This is a genomic window from Cognaticolwellia beringensis, assembly GCF_002076895.1.
Taxonomy (GTDB): Bacteria; Pseudomonadota; Gammaproteobacteria; order Enterobacterales; family Alteromonadaceae; genus Cognaticolwellia; species Cognaticolwellia beringensis.
This window is the reverse complement of sequence record NZ_CP020465.1, coordinates 4,627,908-4,644,903: the sequence shown is the minus strand read 5'-3', so window position 1 is coordinate 4,644,903 and position 16,996 is coordinate 4,627,908. Positions and strand designations below refer to the sequence as shown.

Sequence of the window (16,996 nt, the reverse complement as noted above, 5' to 3'; positions counted from 1 at the left end):
GCTAGTTTATCGTAATTTATTTATTAAGGAATATCATGTCAAATTCAGCCATGAAAGGGCTATTATCTCTACTTCTTATTTCTACCAGTTTGATGGTTGTTGCAGTACCAGATAAAAAGCGGGAGGACCGTGAGCCAGAAGCAGCAACAGGAATTATTGCGAAACAAACACTTGTTACTGAGCATGCGATGGTGGCGACCGCAAACCCATATGCCAGTAATGCGGGCCTTAAGATTCTTAAGCAAGGTGGGAGCGCTGTAGATGCGGCGATAGCGGTGCAATTAGTATTAACCTTGGTTGAACCACAATCTTCAGGTATTGGTGGTGGCGCTTTTATGTTGCATTGGGATAATAAAGCCGAGAAGCTAACGACATTTGATGGCAGGGAAACTGCACCTGCAGCAGCAACAACCGATATGTTTTTAGATGAAACAGGCCGAGCTATACCCTGGATTAAAGCGGTTGTTGGTGGTCATGCTGTTGGTGTGCCGGGTGTACTAGCCGGCCTTAAAAAAGCCCATGAAAAATATGGCAAACTACCGTGGGCTGTTTTGTTTGAAGATGCGATAAAATTGGCAGAGTCAGGTTTTATTGTCTCACCTCGTTTAGAAAAGCTTGTCGCGATGGAATTTAACCCAGGTATTACCAAGTTACCGACAATAAAAAACTACTTTTTTCCTAACGGCAAGCCAATTAAAGCAGGGCAGCTGTTAAAAAATCCAAAACTCGCTTTTGTCTATCGCAGTATTGCTAAAAATGGCATCAATGCTTTTTATCAAGGTTGGATCGCGAAAAAAATTGTTGCTGCAGTTCAACAATCAGTCATTGCACCGGGGCGCTTGACCCTTGCTGATATGAAAAACTACCGTGCAAAAGAGTTACCCGCAGTGTGTGGCCCATATCGACAATATCAGGTTTGTGGAATGGCACCGCCAAGTTCAGGTGGTGTGGCAATTATTCAAATTTTGGGACAACTTGAACCGTTTGATATTGCAAAATATTCGATGAGCGATGCACAGTTTTCCCATTTATTTACCCAGAGTTCGCGCTTAGCCTTTGCCGATCGTAACCGGTATATTGCTGATAGTAGTTTTGTTAATGTGCCAACACAAGGCTTAATCGAAAAGTCTTATATGGCGCAGCGTTCGGCATTAATTAATCTTGATAAAGACATGGGTACTGCGCACGCTGGTACACCGACAGGCGCGCTGGTTCAAGCCGATGACAATGCTTATGAACTTCCCTCTACAAGCCATATTTCAATTGTTGATGAAGACGGAAATGCTATTTCAATGACCACGAGTGTAGAAATGGGTTTTGGCTCAGCGGTGATGGTTGAAGGTTTTATTCTTAATAATCAATTGACAGATTTTTCATTAGATCCGAAACAAAATGGTCAATGGGTCGCCAACCGTTTAGAGCCTGGTAAGCGGCCACGAAGCTCAATGGCACCTATGATGGTATTTGACCAAGATAAGGCGTTAAAGCTTGTTATAGGCTCACCTGGCGGTAGTCGTATTATTAATTATGTCGCACAAACCATGATTGCTATTCTTGATTGGCAACTTGACCCACAATCAGCGATAAACTTACCTCATTTAACTAATCGGAATAAAGTCACAACATTGGAAAAAGGCACAGATTTAGTAAAGCTTAAATCGGCGTTAGAAGCAAAAGGTCATCAGGTTGTGGTGCGTGATTTAAATAGTGGTATACAAGCGATACAATTATCAAAGGGTAAATTACTTGGCGGCGCTGACCCGAGACGAGAAGGCACAGCTGTTGGTTATTAAGAGTTACTAAAAGTTTCTAAGCACTTTAAAAAGCAAAACGGCGTCAATATTGACGCCGTTTTTAGTTGTTTTTACTGAGTAAATTAAAAGGGGTCTTTTAATATTTTATCGATAACCCATTTGTCGTCGACTTGAACTAATGACAAGCGTTTAACATCTTTCAAACGTTCATCTTGATAATAACCGTCAAAATAAACCGTAATTATAGCGGAACTATTGAACTGCTCTCTGACCTTAATGCCGCTATCGTCAGGTGTTATCTCAACCTTATCATACGACATATTGAACAAATGACGAGCAACAGCCTTAGGTGATTTATAGTGCAAAATAATACGAGATAATTTCGGGCTACAAACCGAGGCTGCTTTTTTAATGTTTTGTTCGTTATACAAAGCATTAAAAAATTCAATGGCGACCACTTCAGGGTTATCAACATTGTTAATTTTGTTTTTGTCTACTTCATTACAGCCAAATAGCAGTAATGTTAAGCTTAGAAGGATAAATTTCATATAATTCATAAAGTAACAAGTAATTCGATAATATTGAGTTCATACTACCGTAAATATTGTTGGTAAACCTAATGTTTTTAAATAAAAAAGACGTAATTTTTATCAAATTACGTCTTTAAAAGTAGAAGGTAAAAGTATTATTTATACTTACCTTTAAATAGCACTATTCGATATATTTACTACGCTAGGTCTTCTTCACTAAATGAATCAGTGAACAAAGCGCTTGAAAGGTAACGCTCAGCAGAGCTAGGTAAAATAACCACAATATTTTTACCGGCATTCTCTGGTCTTTCAGCAATACGCTTAGCAGCAACAACCGCAGCACCTGATGAAATACCAGCAAGAATACCTTCTTCTTTCATTAAGCGATGCGCCATCGCCATAGAATCATCATTTGAAATCTGTTCTACAGCATCAATAAGCGAAAGATCTAAGTTGCCAGGAATAAAACCAGCACCAATACCTTGAATCTTATGAGGGCCTGGTTTTAGTTCTTCACCTGCCATGGCTTGGGTAATAACAGGAGAGTCTGTTGGTTCTACAGCCACTGATGTGATTTTATGCTCGGCAACACTTTTAAGGTATCGCGTTGTACCGGTAATTGTGCCACCTGTACCCACACCAGCAACGAAGAAATCAATTTGGCCTTTAGTATCACGCCAAATTTCAGGACCGGTAGTTTTTTCATGAATTTCAGGGTTAGCTGGATTATCAAATTGACCTAGCAGTACCACATTATCTGGATCAGCATCTTTAATTTCTTGTGCCTTGGCAATTGCGCCACCCATACCTTTAGCGCCATCAGTTAATACGAGTTTAGCGCCAAGTGCGATTAATAGTTTTCTGCGTTCCAAACTCATCGTATTAGGCATGGTAAGTGTAATTTCATAACCACGTGCAGCCGCAACAAATGCTAGCGCGATACCTGTGTTACCACTAGTCGGCTCGACAATAGATTTACCAGCACTAAGCAAACCTTTTTTCTCGGCATCCCAAATCATGTTGGCACCAATACGGCACTTAACACTGAAGCTTGGGTTACGTGCTTCAATTTTAGCGTAGATATTTGCTGTATTTTCACCACTGACAATGCGGTTAAGCTTTACTAGCGGGGTATTACCAATTGATGTTGAGTTATCTTCAAATATAGTCGACATTTTTTTATCCTGTTATCACGGTACAACTGAGTATGTCATACAGATTTTTTATTTGTATGTATGTGTTAACTATCGAAAGTTAATTCAGTTTAGTCAACACTTTGTAATTAGGTTAACCCTTTATGGCAGAAAAAGAAGTGATATTTCGGTATCTTATATGCAAAAAAGGAATAGATACCCAACTAATGAGTCTTAAAGGCGTATTTAATGAATGATAGAAAACCGTCTTACACTAGCTTTATCGCTGTTTAAAGAGAATAATGTATAATCAGATTATTGATATTGTTAGCTTTATTTTAAATGACTAATAGCTAAATAATAGCACCCTAACCGTAATGGAATAATAGTGACAGATAACATTGATACAAGCTCTGATAATAGCAATGCAAAAAATAGTCATGAAGATATTTCAAAAATGGCGAAAATCAAGGCTAAAGCTGAAAAGCTATCAGGTAAAGAAACCCGCGAAATACTAACCCCCTTTGCTTTTAAAATAGATAAATCTCTATTTGGTATATCATTAGCCGTTCCATGGCAACGCGCTATGGCATTATCAGTCGATTTGGTTTTAGTGGCGCTGTTAAGTGGCGCACCAGGTGAATTATTAGCTGTATTGGTGGCGATAACATTATTTAACATTGGTAGTAAAAAACGCGCTAAAAAATTAGGTAACATAAGTGGTTTAAAAGAAACCGCTTTACGTATTTTTGCCGCGCTTATTGTTTTCGTTATCTTAATCGATTTTTTGCCAAAATTTTTCACTCACTTGGATACTTTTAATAATCGCGTTGAGCAGGCAGGGCAGAATCAAGACTCTGTGTCGGGTAATAAAAGCAACCAAAGCAACAAACAAGGCACGACAGAAAAAGAAAATAATGACTTTATCAAAGCCACGCTTACCTTAGCTGCTAGCGTTGCTATTTCGCATAGCGAATGTGAGCAATATTCATGCTGGCAGGAGTTGAGTGAAGGTTTATCCTCAGCTTATGCAGAGCAAACTACATCATCGGCAGGCATGAAAAAATTTAACACATACTTAATTGATAATATTGCTAGTAATAGCCGCTTAACACCGAAAAAAATGACACAATTAAGCGGGCATCTACAAAAGTTACATGAGAATAACGAGTCCCAACAGCAAAATGCTACGTCAACAATTGATGAAAATAATATGCCTACCACTGTTGAGAAAGCTAAAGCCATTAGCAAAAAAATTGAAACTAAAATAGATAACTTAACTGCGCTGAATGAGGAGGATAAAGCTGAACCTGCAGATGTTGAACTACCTAATCCTGCCGATGTTGAACTACCGAATCCAGCTGTATATAAAGGCTTTGCTTGGCTTCAAGGTTTAGTCGAGGACCTTGGGCTAGGCTTCGGTTGGGCGGCATTCTATTTTACTATGTTTACTGCACTTTGGTACGGTCAAACACCAGGGAAAAGGCTTTTAAACATTCGGGTTGTTCAGCTTGATGGGACACCCTTATCCATTTGGGATAGTTTTGGCCGTTATGGTGGTTATGGCGCTGGTATTGCTACCGGCTTACTAGGTTTTGCTCAAATATTTTGGGATCCTAACCGACAAGCTATTCAAGATAAAATTTCATCTACAATTGTCGTTAATGATAAAGGTTTTGACAGAAAAACTAATAAGAAAAAAGTAAACAAGCCCGCGAATGGGCCAGCTTAATTACTATAAACTATTAATAAAATTGTGGTAAATGCTTTATCAAATCACCATAGCTTAAAGCAGAAGGGCAGCAAGATAGAGTACCCTTAGCGAATAAACATAAGCTTTGCATATGATTCAGTAACCAGTCCAGTAACCAATAAAAAATAACCAATAACATTTAGCTATTGGTTATTGAATCCGTCGTTAACGTTTATCAATCGTTGATTTTCTATGAAAGCGCTTATTACAAAGCTTATCTGCAGGTTTATGGCAACCACGCATAACTAATTTTACTGTAAATTGTACGCTGTTCGCGCGAAATACTTTTTAATCTATCATCTTGATAACTGTTATCTGAATAACCCAAGTAGAACACAGTTTGAGGGTTAATCTTATAGGCATAAATTAGCTGTGTTGATAAATTATTATCCTTTGCTGTATAGGCGCTAGCGTTATTATCTAGATTAAAGTCTATATCAGTATAAACCACGTTAAACTTTAAATAGCTATTTACATTAAATTGATAAGAAATACGTAATTCTGTTAAGTTTTCTGTGAATACATTGGCATTTTCAGCTTCTAAATCACTATAAGTATGTGAAAATTCAAACTCTAAATGTTTATTAACGTTATATTTTACATTACCAAAAATCGCGATGTAATCGCCTAATCTATTGTTTTCATAATCTATTTTATCACCAATGGTTAGTTCAAATTCAGTCGAAAATTGTGCTGTAGGCTGAGCGGTTGCATAAAAAACGGCTTGGTTTTCTTGGAAACGATCGGTGTTACCGTCAATGCTGTTATCAATAGGTAGGTTAAAGTTTAATTCATGGCGGCGTAAACCTACTTTATCAGCGGAAACTAGCATCACATCAAAAAATGAGAGTTTTGGACCATCAATACTAAAATTAGTAGCAACAGAGCGCTCTAACAGCTCACCTTTTTCGTTGTGTAATATTTGCCATTGGCCCGCAATTTTAATTTCTTGCCAAGTACTGTCAGGCTCGCCATAGATAAAATGATTCACCAGTACGTTACTTTTTTGATAATCAGCACGGGGCATAAAGCCTAAGTCGGCACGAAATTTTGCGCCTATTTCTTGGTGTTCGGCAAATACTTGCCAATATTCTGAGTCATGTTTATATTTTATTTTAAAGGCATGGTCGTTAAAGTTTTCTTCTTGGCCACTTTGGCTAAATTCAGCGGCGTCTTTGGTATCGGCCAACAGAATTTGTGCTTGAAGTGAGTTAGAGTCATTCAAACGATACTTTGAGTCAATGCCTGAAACGAAGTTATGATAATCATCGGTTTGGCGTAAAGTGCTAATAACACCAACGGATAAATCTTCGTTAACATCATAACGATATTTAATTGCACCAGATTCACTGGCGCTGTCTATGGAAATTAATCGCGAGTTAGTATTACCCGGCAGAATAATATTGGTTTGCGTATCATTGGTCATGAACGCACCATAGCTGTGTTTTCCTTCGGTGCCTGTTAGCTTAGCGCCATACTCTGGATCGGCAATATTACGTGTATATACTAGGTCAAAGTCGCTGGAAAAGTACTCTGAGTTTTCAACAAAAAACTGACGTTTTTCATCATAAAATAATGAAAAGGTTTTATTTACACTCAATTGGCCGGCGTCTGATTCTACATTTGAAAAGTCCGGATTTACGGTAACATTCAATAATGTATTAGCGTTAATGCCCCAACGTAAGTCTAAACCTGCATCTATATCGTTTTCACTTTGCCAATCGGTCGTAGGTGTAAATATTTCGCGGTTTTCATTCCTGCTAGCAACTAACGTTGGTGTCAACATCAGGTTCTTACTGGCTTTAGCTTCTTTAAATCCGGTAATTTCTGGAATTTGACATAACCAACAAGAGTCGTCGCGATCGAGCGCTATGTGAGATATACGTAAATGAGAATCACGCGGATATAAGCGGATTAATTCAATCGCCCAAGTTTTAACGTCATCATTGTCGTCAAAATTTAAAATATGATACGGAATAGCTATCTCAACTTGATAGCCTTCGGTGGTTACCACCCCAGCAGACTCCCAAATGCCATCCCATGCAGCATCTGTGGTTCTCGTCATTTCATTTTCAATTTGGTCGTGCTGAACACCATAAGGGTTAACAAAGAATTGGTAACTTAAACGACGATTATTGTATGTGTCTAACTTAAAACCAACGAGATCATCGCGCCAGCGGGTATCGCGGTCACCTAAAAACCCTTGAATTAATTCAGGGTTAGGGTCTTGTGCGATAAACGAAACATAGATAAATTCGCCGTTTTCAATGATTTTTGCCTTGGTTGAAACAGGGCTTGGTTTGTTATTCCAGGGGCTATTAACGATATTGAGTGATATATCGAGTGCTTGCAGCCATAGGGTTTCATTTAATTCACCATCAACATTTAGCTCAAGATCAGTATGAGGAATGTTTAATTGTGTTGATTTTACGGTGCTTTTTTCTGCATAACTCGGCTGTATACCTAGTATTAATGCGCAGGCGAGTACAGATATGCCGCGTTTAATGAACTTCAAATTTACCACTCCAATATTTTTATTATTTTAATTTTTCAACGTAACTTGTTCTACGTTAATGTAATTCCTTTTAATAAATTGTTACAAATTTGCTAACAAATGGCAATATATAGTTCAGTTTTGGTATAAAAAAACCACCTTTAATGGTGGTTTTTTAGCAATTAAAATAGGCTGTTACGCTCTATACAGCTTGTACTGTTTGGCTCTACTTAAGCCATGCATAGCTAAACTTCATGAATAAGCTACGCTGTTCTTGTAGTAAATCTCGAATGGTTTCATCGCTGTAATGTCTATCAGAATAGCCGAAGTAAAATACCGTTTGAGGGTTTATTTTATAAGCATATAGCAGTTCTGTTGATAAGTTTTTGCTATGCCGACTTACATCCTCTGGTGCGCTATATAAATAGTTAGCAGGGTTTCGACTGGTGTTATTTAAAATGAAACTCAGTCGAAGAAAGCTTTGAACGTTAAATTGATAGGTGGTGCGTAAATCTGTTAATCGCGCTATAAATACGTTTTCACCATCGGCATTTAATTGGCTAAAAGTCTGGTTTAGTTTTATTTCGAGGTGTTTGTTAATATTCCAATTAATATTACTGCTGACTCGGCTTATTTTGCCTAACCGGTTATTGCGATAATCAATTTTGTCACCCCAAGTTAAATTAGCGTTGAGATAAAAACCTAATAAAGGTTTAGTCTCTGCAAATAAGAAAAACTGGTTTTCGGTAAAAAGTGTCGTGTTATTGTCAATAAATAGGTTACTTTTATCAAGTCGGCTACCAACACTTTCACGATGAGTGAAGCCTAGCTTAAAGTACGAACTATAACGGGCGTTGAGTTGTGCGTTAATATCAAACTCTTTTTCAATCAGTTCATTATCATCATTGTGGGTTATGTCCCAGTCGGAATAAATTTTAAATTGACTCCACCAGTTACCTGGTTCTGCATACCATTTTCGATCACCACCGATAGAAAATCTATTGTGATCTACACGCGACATAAAACCAAGATCGCCACGAAAGCCAGCATTTTGTCGCTCATAAATCACCCGGTAATACCAATCACTGTCGTTGTGGTAATAACCCGCTTTAAAAGCATTGCCGCTAAAACTATCTTCTTTTAATGTACGTAATACATTTTCGTTATAAATGCAGTCGCCAAATTCACAGTCATCATTACTCTCAGGGGTTGCACAGCTTGCTTGTGCTTCTTCTTCATCGACATTACAAAATTGTTTAAATAAATCATCGGGATATTCTGTTGATGAAAACAGCGTTTGAAATTTAACAACGTCCTCGGTGGTTAAACGAAACCGAGCATCTATACCATTAACATTATTTGAATAATCTTCTGCTGTGCGCAGGGTACTTATCCAGCCTAGTGTAATGTCATTATTAACACTGTAACGATAACGCAATGCTGCCGCTTTTGACTCACCATCGATTAAAGCGACTGAAGAAGAGCGATTACCGGGTATCAGTATATTGGTGTTTTGGTCATCAGTAATAAATAAACCAAAAGCGTGATTGTTTTCACGGCCAGTTAATTTAGCTCCATAATTAGGGGCATTAATATTACGGGTATAAACTACATTATAATCGCTATCAAAATAGTCTTGATTATCGAGAAAAAACGGCCTTTTTTCCCGATTAAATAAGGCAAAAGTGTTATTAATATTGAGTTGTGCATTATCGGCTTCAACGGTCGAGAAATCAGGGTTTATGGTTGCATTTAACAGCCAGTCTGGCGTTATGCCCCAGCGAAGGTCTAAGCTAGCTTCGGTATTATGGTTATCTTGCCATTCGTTATTATCATCACGATCTTGCGTTGCGCCCAATACGACAGAAGGTGTCACCGTAAAATTACTGCCTTGTTTTGCGCCTTCAAAACCTGAAGCCGTTGCAATTTGACAAATTTCACAACTATTACCACGGTCTAAATGAATATTCGATAAGCGTAAATTTTCATCGCGGGGATAATATCTAAGGAGTTCTAATCCCCAAACTTGCTTGCCTGCACTTTCTTGAAAATTCAACATTCTGAGTGGAAGGGCCATTTCAACAATAAAACCATCGGGAACAATTTTACCTGCACTTTCCCAAATACCATCCCAAGCATCGCTTTCTTTTTGAGTTATTTCACTTTCAATACCGTCTATTTGCACGCCTAACGGATTAACTAAAAAACGATAGGCGCTGCGTTGATCGTTGTATGTATCTATTTTAATACCCACTAAATCATCACCCCACGATTTATCTCTATCTTTTAAAAAAGCTCTAATCGACTCAATATCGGGGTCTTTGGCGATAAACGCTAAATAGAAATAGCCTTCACTTTCCATCAACAGGGCTTCGGTATGCACTGGGCTAGGAATATTGTCGTGGGGACGAGTAACATTATTAATGAAGACTTTTTTGGCCGACTGCCATTGTGGCTCATTTAGTGAAGCATCGATAACCATTTCACCTGAAATTTTTGGTATCTCGATAATTTCATTATTTATTTTAGTTGAGATTTGGAGCGTCGCTGAAAACACTAACGGTGGCATTAATAGTAAAATCAAAGTCAAAGACAATATTATTGGCTTTATTGGGAAATACATTGAAGCTCCGCGATCACGAGTTACATAAATTTACAAATGGGCTGGTATGCTGAATAAGACAGTGCAAGGTGTCAAAATAAAATCGGCAGTTAGACGGTTTTGCGCGTTAAAATACGAAATTTGGCATTTATTGTTAAAATTAAAGCGTTTTGCCACCTTAAATTACTCAGTGGCTAAAGTCTTATTTCAACTGACATTATTTTAATTAGTATTATAAAACGTTATAAATAATTCATGAATAATACCTCGAATCTTAAAAAATTCTGGAGCATAATAACTTTATCTTTAGTAACAACGATAAGACCTTATAAATACTATGCCAATTTATCTACTTGATGTGATCGCGTTAAGCTGTTTTTTTATTTGTTGGGCTGGATACACTGGCTTTGCACGTAAAAAAGCAAAAACAACTAATTGTGTTGCAAGATGCTTGCATCAGCATCGCATTCATTGGATGTATGAAGTTATTGGTCGCGACATTCGCGTTGGGGAAGCGGCACTGCTTGCAAACTTAGAGCGCAATATTGCCTTTTTTGCCTCGTCAACCTTGTTAATATTGGCCGGTGTTTTAACGTTATTTGCTCAAGTTGATAGACTTGAGTCAGTTATCGGCTCAATCCCTTATACCGAAGCGCCGAACCATGCCATGGTGCAATTAAAGCTGAGTTTACTGGCACTTATTTTTGTGATGGCATTTTTACATTTTACTTGGTCGTTAAGACAATATGGCTTTGTTAATGTCATGATCGGCGCGTGTCCATTCGATGACAGCGGTGAGAATGAAAATCTAAATAAATACGCTGAACAAATGGCCATAGTGCAAGATCAAGCTGCTCATGCTTTTAATTATGGACTGCGTTCTTACTATTTCTCTATTGCGGCGTTATGTTGGTTTTTTCATCCGGTGACTTTTATATTGGCCAGCTTATTTGTGGTTTATACCTTGTACAATCGAGAATTTCGCTCAAAAGCGGTAAAAGCAATAACACTGGGGCAACAGTATTTAGATCATGAATTTGCATTAAGGCATTCAAAAAGTACTATCGCCGAAAAAATTAATCAAAACGTTAGCGATAAATAAACGCTTATGTCAGCCAAATATTACGCTAACTATTTGCCAAAACACTTTGATAATTTTGACTGTTTAAAATTAGCACCCGGTATATATGTCATTTTATTGTTTGTATTGCGCGCCTACATTATTTGGATAATGTCGGTAACCAATATGCGTGATAACGTGGGTTTCGTTCAATGGGTATACCCACAGACTGCGCTGTTTTATTTGAACTTAGCTTCGGGTGTTATCGGCTTATTTATTGTGCTTATTTTAAGTTTACGGCGACCTAAAGCGCAAACTTGGGTTCGAACTTGCTGGCAAAAGTGTAAATTTTTACTTATTTTAGCGTTAATATTTGATTTGACGATTGGCGTGTTAGGTTATTTTGTATGGCAGTTACAGTCATTAGCCTGGATACTGATGCATTGTTTAGTGGTAATATCCGCTGTTACCTATATTTTAAGTAGTAAAAGATTTACCATTAACATTGCAGAGTTTCCTGAAGCTTTACCTGAAAATAACACTCGTAAACATCGAAAAACTAAAGGGTTAGAAATTGATTGAAGAAAACACACAAGACGAACGACTGATCATTCTGGATACTGAAACCACAGGTATTAATCCTCGTGAAGGGCATCGTATTGTTGAAATTGGTTGTGTTGAAATGATCAACCGTCAGTTAACAGGTAGAAGTTATCATGTGTATGTTAAGCCAATGGCGCACGGCATGCAGATGGTAATGGACCAAGAAGTTATCAATATTCATGGCTTAACCGACGACTATTTACGCGACAAACCCAGGTTTGAACAAATAGGTCATGAATTTGTAGACTTTATCAAAGGCGCTCGTTTAGTCATTCATAATGCCAAGTTCGATGTTGGTTTTATGGATCATGAATTTGCAATGATGCCTGGTATGCCTAAAACTGCTGACATTTGTAGTGTCACCGATACTTTGAAAGTCTCAAAAGACGAGTTTGGCTCACCGAAAACCTTAGATTATTTAGCCCGCTTTTATAAGGTTGATAAATTAATTGACCGTACTTATCACGGTGCATTAATCGATGCACAGTTATTGGCATTTGTTTACATTGAAATGACCCGTAAACAAGCAACTTTTAATTTAAATCAAGGTGAAGGACAAGGTAGTGATGCAAACGCGATTCGTCGAGTGACTAATGACCGCCCTAAATTAAAGGTTTTGGCTGCTACTGCCGATGAACTAACAGAGCACGAAAACCGTTTAGCAATTGTTAATGACAAAGGGGCTTCGCCACTATGGTTGAAATAGATAGGGTTGAAATAGATAGGGTTGAAATAAGCACAATAAAAACCACAAAACTTAACAGCAGTTTGTATTGCCCTAGAATGCTATTTAAAAACCTTCTCCCTAAAGCATTAATCGCGTTAACATTTAGCCTAAGCGCGCATGCACAGCAAATGCCGGCTGAAATTGAATATTACGTCGACGACAATGTTACCAACCAAATCCCATATTTTGACAACCGCTTTCGTATTGACGAGCAACTCGATGAAGTCACCTTATTATTTTACCATCGCAGTGGCGCTCAACCCATTATTCTTGTTAGACCCGATGGGTCTAAATTAAACATTAACAATTATCCTGAAGATAAAGTGCAATGGTTTGATGACAGCACGTTTGATATGGTTAAAATTAAATCACCCATGATCGGCCCATGGCAAGTCATAGGAGAGGTGCAACCGAATAGTAAAATTATGGTGGTATCAGAAATTAGACTTGAAGTAACCCCGTTACCTGAAATCATATTACAAGGCGAAACACTGAAAATGTCGGGGCGTTTATTCAATGGTGAAATGGCCATTGACAATCCCTCATTCAAAAACGTTTTAACACTCGATGTTGACTTTTTTAGTACCAATAACTCTGCCTATGACAACTTTGGCGCAGAGCCGGTTAAACTTGCGTCATTTCGTGATGACGGCAGAGACCTAGACGAACACGCAAGTGACAGCTTATTTACCGGCGAGTTTGAATTAGACTTTGCACCTGGCGAGTGGGAGCCTATATACATTGTTAGAATGCCAATGGCCACAAGAGAGCTAAGGCAAAAGCCGATTGTAGTGCAGAAAAACCCTATAAGCATAGCAGTAGCAACCACCGAAGATGAAAATGGTGCTCATATTGCTACATTTACCATTGATGACAGCTTTGTCAAAGCAGATAGTATTTTAATTCAGGGGAAAATTACCTTTCCAGACCGACAGGTTGAACCTTTTACGGTTACTCAGGAGCAAGGCTTAAAACGTACTTATAAAATAGCCTTCACTGAACCTGGAGTGCATCGTATAAAAATAGGTGTGTTTGGCGATACAATAAATGGCAGAGAGTTTCGCGCTATTTTGCCTGAGTTTACTTTTAATGTAGAGCGTTCAGAAGGAACAGCTATATCAAAACTTAATGGCGATAATAATTTAACTGCTGAGCAAAAAAAGGCTCGATCAATAGCTAATGCCGCTGAAGAAGCTGAAAAGCTCGCACAAGCATTAGCAAAATCAAAAGCAGCGCAAGAAGCTAAAATTGCCGACAAACAACAAGAAACACTTTGGTATATTGTTGGCGGAAACACTCTAGTGATCGTAATCGCAGCGCTTATGTTTATTTTTATACGTCGTAAAAAGTAAAAATAATATCAAGTAATGTTATTTATTTGCCAGTTTTGCTGTTAAAAACGTCTGATTGTTCATCAATTAGGCATATAAACAAATGAATGAAAAAAACTGGTTGACGGCATCGAATCTTAACCGTATTATTCCCGCCGCATTCAACGAGTTGTTGTTGAAAGCAGCGATTAATGTGTGGAGTGGTAGTTCAGTTGGTTAGAATACCGGCCTGTCACGCCGGGGGTCGCGGGTTCGAGTCCCGTCCACTCCGCCAATTAATCCAAAGGTTGTAAGTCCTTTCAAAATTTACAGAAGCAAGATGTGTGGAGTGGTAGTTCAGTTGGTTAGAATACCGGCCTGTCACGCCGGGGGTCGCGGGTTCGAGTCCCGTCCACTCCGCCAATTGTTTCAAAGGTTGTAAGTCCTTTCAAAATTTACAGAAGCAAGATGTGTGGAGTGGTAGTTCAGTTGGTTAGAATACCGGCCTGTCACGCCGGGGGTCGCGGGTTCGAGTCCCGTCCACTCCGCCAATTGTTTCAAAGGTTGTAAGTCCTTTCAAAATTTACAGAAGCAAGATGTGTGGAGTGGTAGTTCAGTTGGTTAGAATACCGGCCTGTCACGCCGGGGGTCGCGGGTTCGAGTCCCGTCCACTCCGCCAATTGTTTCAAAGGTTGTAAATCCTTTCAAAATTTACAGAAATAAATACGCGGAGTGGTAGTTCAGTTGGTTAGAATACCGGCCTGTCACGCCGGGGGTCGCGGGTTCGAGTCCCGTCCACTCCGCCAATTTATTTGAATTTTTATCAGTGACAACTTAAAATCTCATGTAATTACCTAAAAAAATTCCAAAGAAATACCTAAAGAAAATCCCAAAGAAAACACCAAAGAAAACACCTCTAAATAAAATTTAATAATCTAAAAAATCTTAAGCCGTTTAACTACAGTTTAATTATTGCTTACCTAAATTTTTTCTTAAAAATATCACCGCTTATTTAACTTATATTAAAGTTGATAAAGGGCTTGTAACACCATTTGCACCGCGTTCTATCACATGGGTATATATTTGCGTTGTTCTAATGTCACTATGTCCCAATTGTTCTTGTACCGTTCGAATGTCGGCACCTCTTTGAAGTAAATGCGTTGCAAATGAGTGCCGTAAAGTATGGCAAGTCACGTTTTTATTTATATTTGATTTCTTTGAAGCTGTTTTTACTGCCTTTTGAATCACTGTTTCATTTATATGATGTCGCCTTAACTTATTGACTTCAGGGTCTAAAGATAATCGACTAGAAGGGAATAAATAATGCCAATTCAATGTGTTCGCAGCACTTGGATATTTTCTTGCTAAAGCAAAAGGCAACTATACGCCAGAGTAATCATCATTCCTTATATCTAATACATAGTAAGACTTTACCAGCGATATTTGCTCTTTGAGTGCCGTAGTCAGTTCAGTTGCTAAGGTAACCGTTCTGTGTTTACCGCCTTTGCCGTTCCATACCTCGATACAGTGATAGTCAAAATTTATATCTTGTACCCTTAAGCGCACAGCCTCCATTAATCTCAAGCCACTGCCATACATTAATTGGCAAAGTAAAAGGTGATTTATATTTATAGTCGATAAAAGTGATTTTACTTCTAGGGTGGTTAATACAGTGGGTAGTTTTGGGTTTACCCTAGATTTATTAAAGCGCAAATCAAGGCTAAGCGGTTTACTCAAAATATGCTTATACAAGTAGTTAACAGAGTTTAATGCTAGTGCTTGAGATTTTGGCGCAAGATTTAAATTATTTGAAAGGTAACTTAAAAATCTTTCAACTTCCTTATCATGGCAATCTTTAGGGTGAATTTTGCCAATAAAAATTATGTAAGCTTTAATCCAATACAAATATGACTCAATAGTACGTTTAGCATAGCGTCTGGTCCACATTGTTTCTTTAATGTGCGAGAGAAATTCAGATTTCATCATTATTCCTTAATAATTAAAATATACACTGTTTATTTGTACAGTATAGCTGTATTTCCCACTTTATTGTAGAAAGGCAGATTAAACCTGACTTTCTACATCGATTTATTCAGTGCCTAACAATAACGTATTGAATAATAATATTAAGTTATGTATATTGATTTGAATAAATATTCATTAGATGGAAACTTTACTTGTGGAAAGTGGGGGATTATCCGTCTAATAAGCTGTTAGTTTGCTAGACAATTTAGGTGCTTTTTAAAGGCGTGGTTACAGGTTTTTATCAGCATTTAAGTTAGTAGTTATCAATCACAGGAAGTGTCTAGGTTTTACCGCTATTTTTCAGCGTTCTCACTTTCATGTATTGTAGCTCAATGTAGTGTTATCTTTTTCCGTGGTTGTTGATGGTATCGTGTCTTAAAAAAGTTCGGAGCATCAGCAACTAACAAGCAAATCAACAAGGACTAAAAACAGCGGGCTGTTCGCTTCGCTCCATTTTAGCCCACTATTTTTAGCCTGTTATTTGGGCGTTAGGTGCTATGGAGAGTTCGTTGGTAATTTACAAGGTGAAATGGAGAGAGTTGGCAAAGCATATGACACGCCAACTTTTTTATATTTTGGCATTTGGGTTCATAGCATTAATGCTTATTAGGTTTGTTTCAACGGGCTTCAGTGTAAGTATTACTTTCGAACATATTAAGCTTGTTCAAGTACCTATAGCTTTCGTATTAATTTACTTATTTAGCCTAACTTTTGCCTATGTTATTAGTGCTTTATTAAAATGTGCACATGTCACTATTAATGATGATGTTATTAGCGGTAGAAATTATTGGTTATTTAAAAGACAATTTAATTTAAGCGATATTGAAAAGGCTTTTCCATTCAATAGCAATGGGATGCCTGTAGTCGTAGTAGACGCAGGTAAGAAAGGTGAAATATACATACCTGTTCATATCGAAAACTCAGAAGAGCTTTTCGCTATATTGGATAAGTACGTAAAAAGCACCTAACAAGGCAATTAAATAACGGACACGTAACAGTTGGCTC

11 protein-coding genes, 5 tRNA genes and 1 pseudogene are annotated in these 16,996 nt (G+C 38.0%); 12 read left to right on the top strand and 5 right to left on the bottom strand.

Features of this window, described 5'->3' with window-relative positions; genetic code table 11:
• Positions 1 to 50 precede the first annotated feature (50 nt).
• Positions 51 to 1,793 (top strand): gamma-glutamyltransferase, encoded by a 1,743-nt coding sequence (gene ggt / locus B5D82_RS19705; RefSeq protein ID WP_081154626.1) that lies wholly within the window; start codon positions 51 to 53, stop codon positions 1,791 to 1,793.
• An 83-nt stretch (positions 1,794 to 1,876) separates the two neighbouring features.
• Here ggt and B5D82_RS19700 read toward each other — a convergent pair whose 3' ends face one another.
• On the bottom strand, positions 1,877 to 2,302 hold the full coding sequence (locus tag B5D82_RS19700; RefSeq protein ID WP_245807523.1) for a hypothetical protein: 426 nt from the start codon (positions 2,300 to 2,302) through the stop codon (positions 1,877 to 1,879).
• Positions 2,303 to 2,481: 179 nt separating this feature from the next.
• Complete coding sequence (cysK, locus tag B5D82_RS19695) at positions 2,482 to 3,459, bottom strand: cysteine synthase A (protein ID WP_081154187.1); 978 nt, start codon at positions 3,457 to 3,459, stop codon at positions 2,482 to 2,484.
• 346 nt (positions 3,460 to 3,805) lie between these two features.
• On the opposite strand from cysK, the gene B5D82_RS19690 reads away from it, so the two are divergent.
• Positions 3,806 to 5,149 carry an RDD family protein gene (locus tag B5D82_RS19690; protein ID WP_245807522.1) on the top strand — a complete coding sequence of 448 codons (1,344 nt, stop codon included), beginning with the start codon at positions 3,806 to 3,808 and terminating at the stop codon, positions 5,147 to 5,149.
• A gap of 247 nt (positions 5,150 to 5,396) precedes the next feature.
• On the opposite strand, the gene B5D82_RS19685 is transcribed toward B5D82_RS19690, so the two are convergent.
• Together B5D82_RS19685 and B5D82_RS19680 are read right to left on the bottom strand one after the other, a co-directional pair.
• The gene (locus B5D82_RS19685; RefSeq protein WP_157673946.1) at positions 5,397 to 7,685 is read right to left on the bottom strand and encodes a carbohydrate binding family 9 domain-containing protein; all 2,289 of its coding nucleotides are present in this window, start codon (positions 7,683 to 7,685) and stop codon (positions 5,397 to 5,399) included.
• A gap of 205 nt (positions 7,686 to 7,890) precedes the next feature.
• Positions 7,891 to 10,287, bottom strand: a complete 2,397-nt coding sequence (locus B5D82_RS19680) for a carbohydrate binding family 9 domain-containing protein (protein WP_081154184.1) — start codon at positions 10,285 to 10,287, stop codon at positions 7,891 to 7,893.
• A 316-nt stretch (positions 10,288 to 10,603) separates the two neighbouring features.
• On the opposite strand from B5D82_RS19680, the gene B5D82_RS19675 reads away from it, so the two are divergent.
• The 9 genes from B5D82_RS19675 (at position 10,604) to B5D82_RS19635 (ending at position 14,772) form a co-directional block, all read left to right on the top strand.
• Positions 10,604 to 11,368: a DUF599 domain-containing protein gene (locus tag B5D82_RS19675; protein WP_081154182.1), complete on the top strand. Its 765-nt coding sequence runs from the start codon at positions 10,604 to 10,606 to the stop codon at positions 11,366 to 11,368.
• Positions 11,369 to 11,374: 6 nt separating this feature from the next.
• The gene (locus B5D82_RS19670; protein WP_081154180.1) at positions 11,375 to 11,908 is read left to right on the top strand and encodes a DUF2919 family protein; all 534 of its coding nucleotides are present in this window, start codon (positions 11,375 to 11,377) and stop codon (positions 11,906 to 11,908) included.
• Complete coding sequence (dnaQ, locus tag B5D82_RS19665) at positions 11,901 to 12,635, top strand: DNA polymerase III subunit epsilon (RefSeq protein WP_231295739.1); 735 nt, start codon at positions 11,901 to 11,903, stop codon at positions 12,633 to 12,635. Before B5D82_RS19670 ends, dnaQ begins: the two co-directional genes overlap by 8 nt.
• Positions 12,623 to 14,008: a TIGR03503 family protein gene (locus B5D82_RS19660; protein ID WP_081154179.1), complete on the top strand. Its 1,386-nt coding sequence runs from the start codon at positions 12,623 to 12,625 to the stop codon at positions 14,006 to 14,008. The genes dnaQ and B5D82_RS19660 overlap by 13 nt, the downstream gene beginning before the upstream one ends.
• Before the next feature lie 176 nt (positions 14,009 to 14,184).
• A tRNA-Asp gene (locus B5D82_RS19655) sits at positions 14,185 to 14,261 on the top strand.
• Positions 14,262 to 14,312: 51 nt separating this feature from the next.
• Positions 14,313 to 14,389: transfer RNA gene (locus tag B5D82_RS19650), tRNA-Asp, on the top strand.
• Positions 14,390 to 14,440: 51 nt separating this feature from the next.
• Positions 14,441 to 14,517: transfer RNA gene (locus B5D82_RS19645), tRNA-Asp, on the top strand.
• A gap of 51 nt (positions 14,518 to 14,568) precedes the next feature.
• Positions 14,569 to 14,645 (top strand) — tRNA-Asp (locus B5D82_RS19640).
• Between the two features lie 50 nt (positions 14,646 to 14,695).
• Positions 14,696 to 14,772, top strand: a tRNA-Asp gene (locus tag B5D82_RS19635).
• Positions 14,773 to 14,983: 211 nt separating this feature from the next.
• On the opposite strand, the pseudogene B5D82_RS19630 reads toward B5D82_RS19635, so the two are convergent.
• A pseudogene (locus tag B5D82_RS19630) lies at positions 14,984 to 15,949 on the bottom strand (integron integrase).
• Positions 15,950 to 16,542: 593 nt separating this feature from the next.
• On the opposite strand from B5D82_RS19630, the gene B5D82_RS19625 reads away from it, so the two are divergent.
• Positions 16,543 to 16,959 carry a hypothetical protein gene (locus B5D82_RS19625; RefSeq protein ID WP_081154177.1) on the top strand — a complete coding sequence of 139 codons (417 nt, stop codon included), beginning with the start codon at positions 16,543 to 16,545 and terminating at the stop codon, positions 16,957 to 16,959.
• Positions 16,960 to 16,996: the final 37 nt, after the last annotated feature.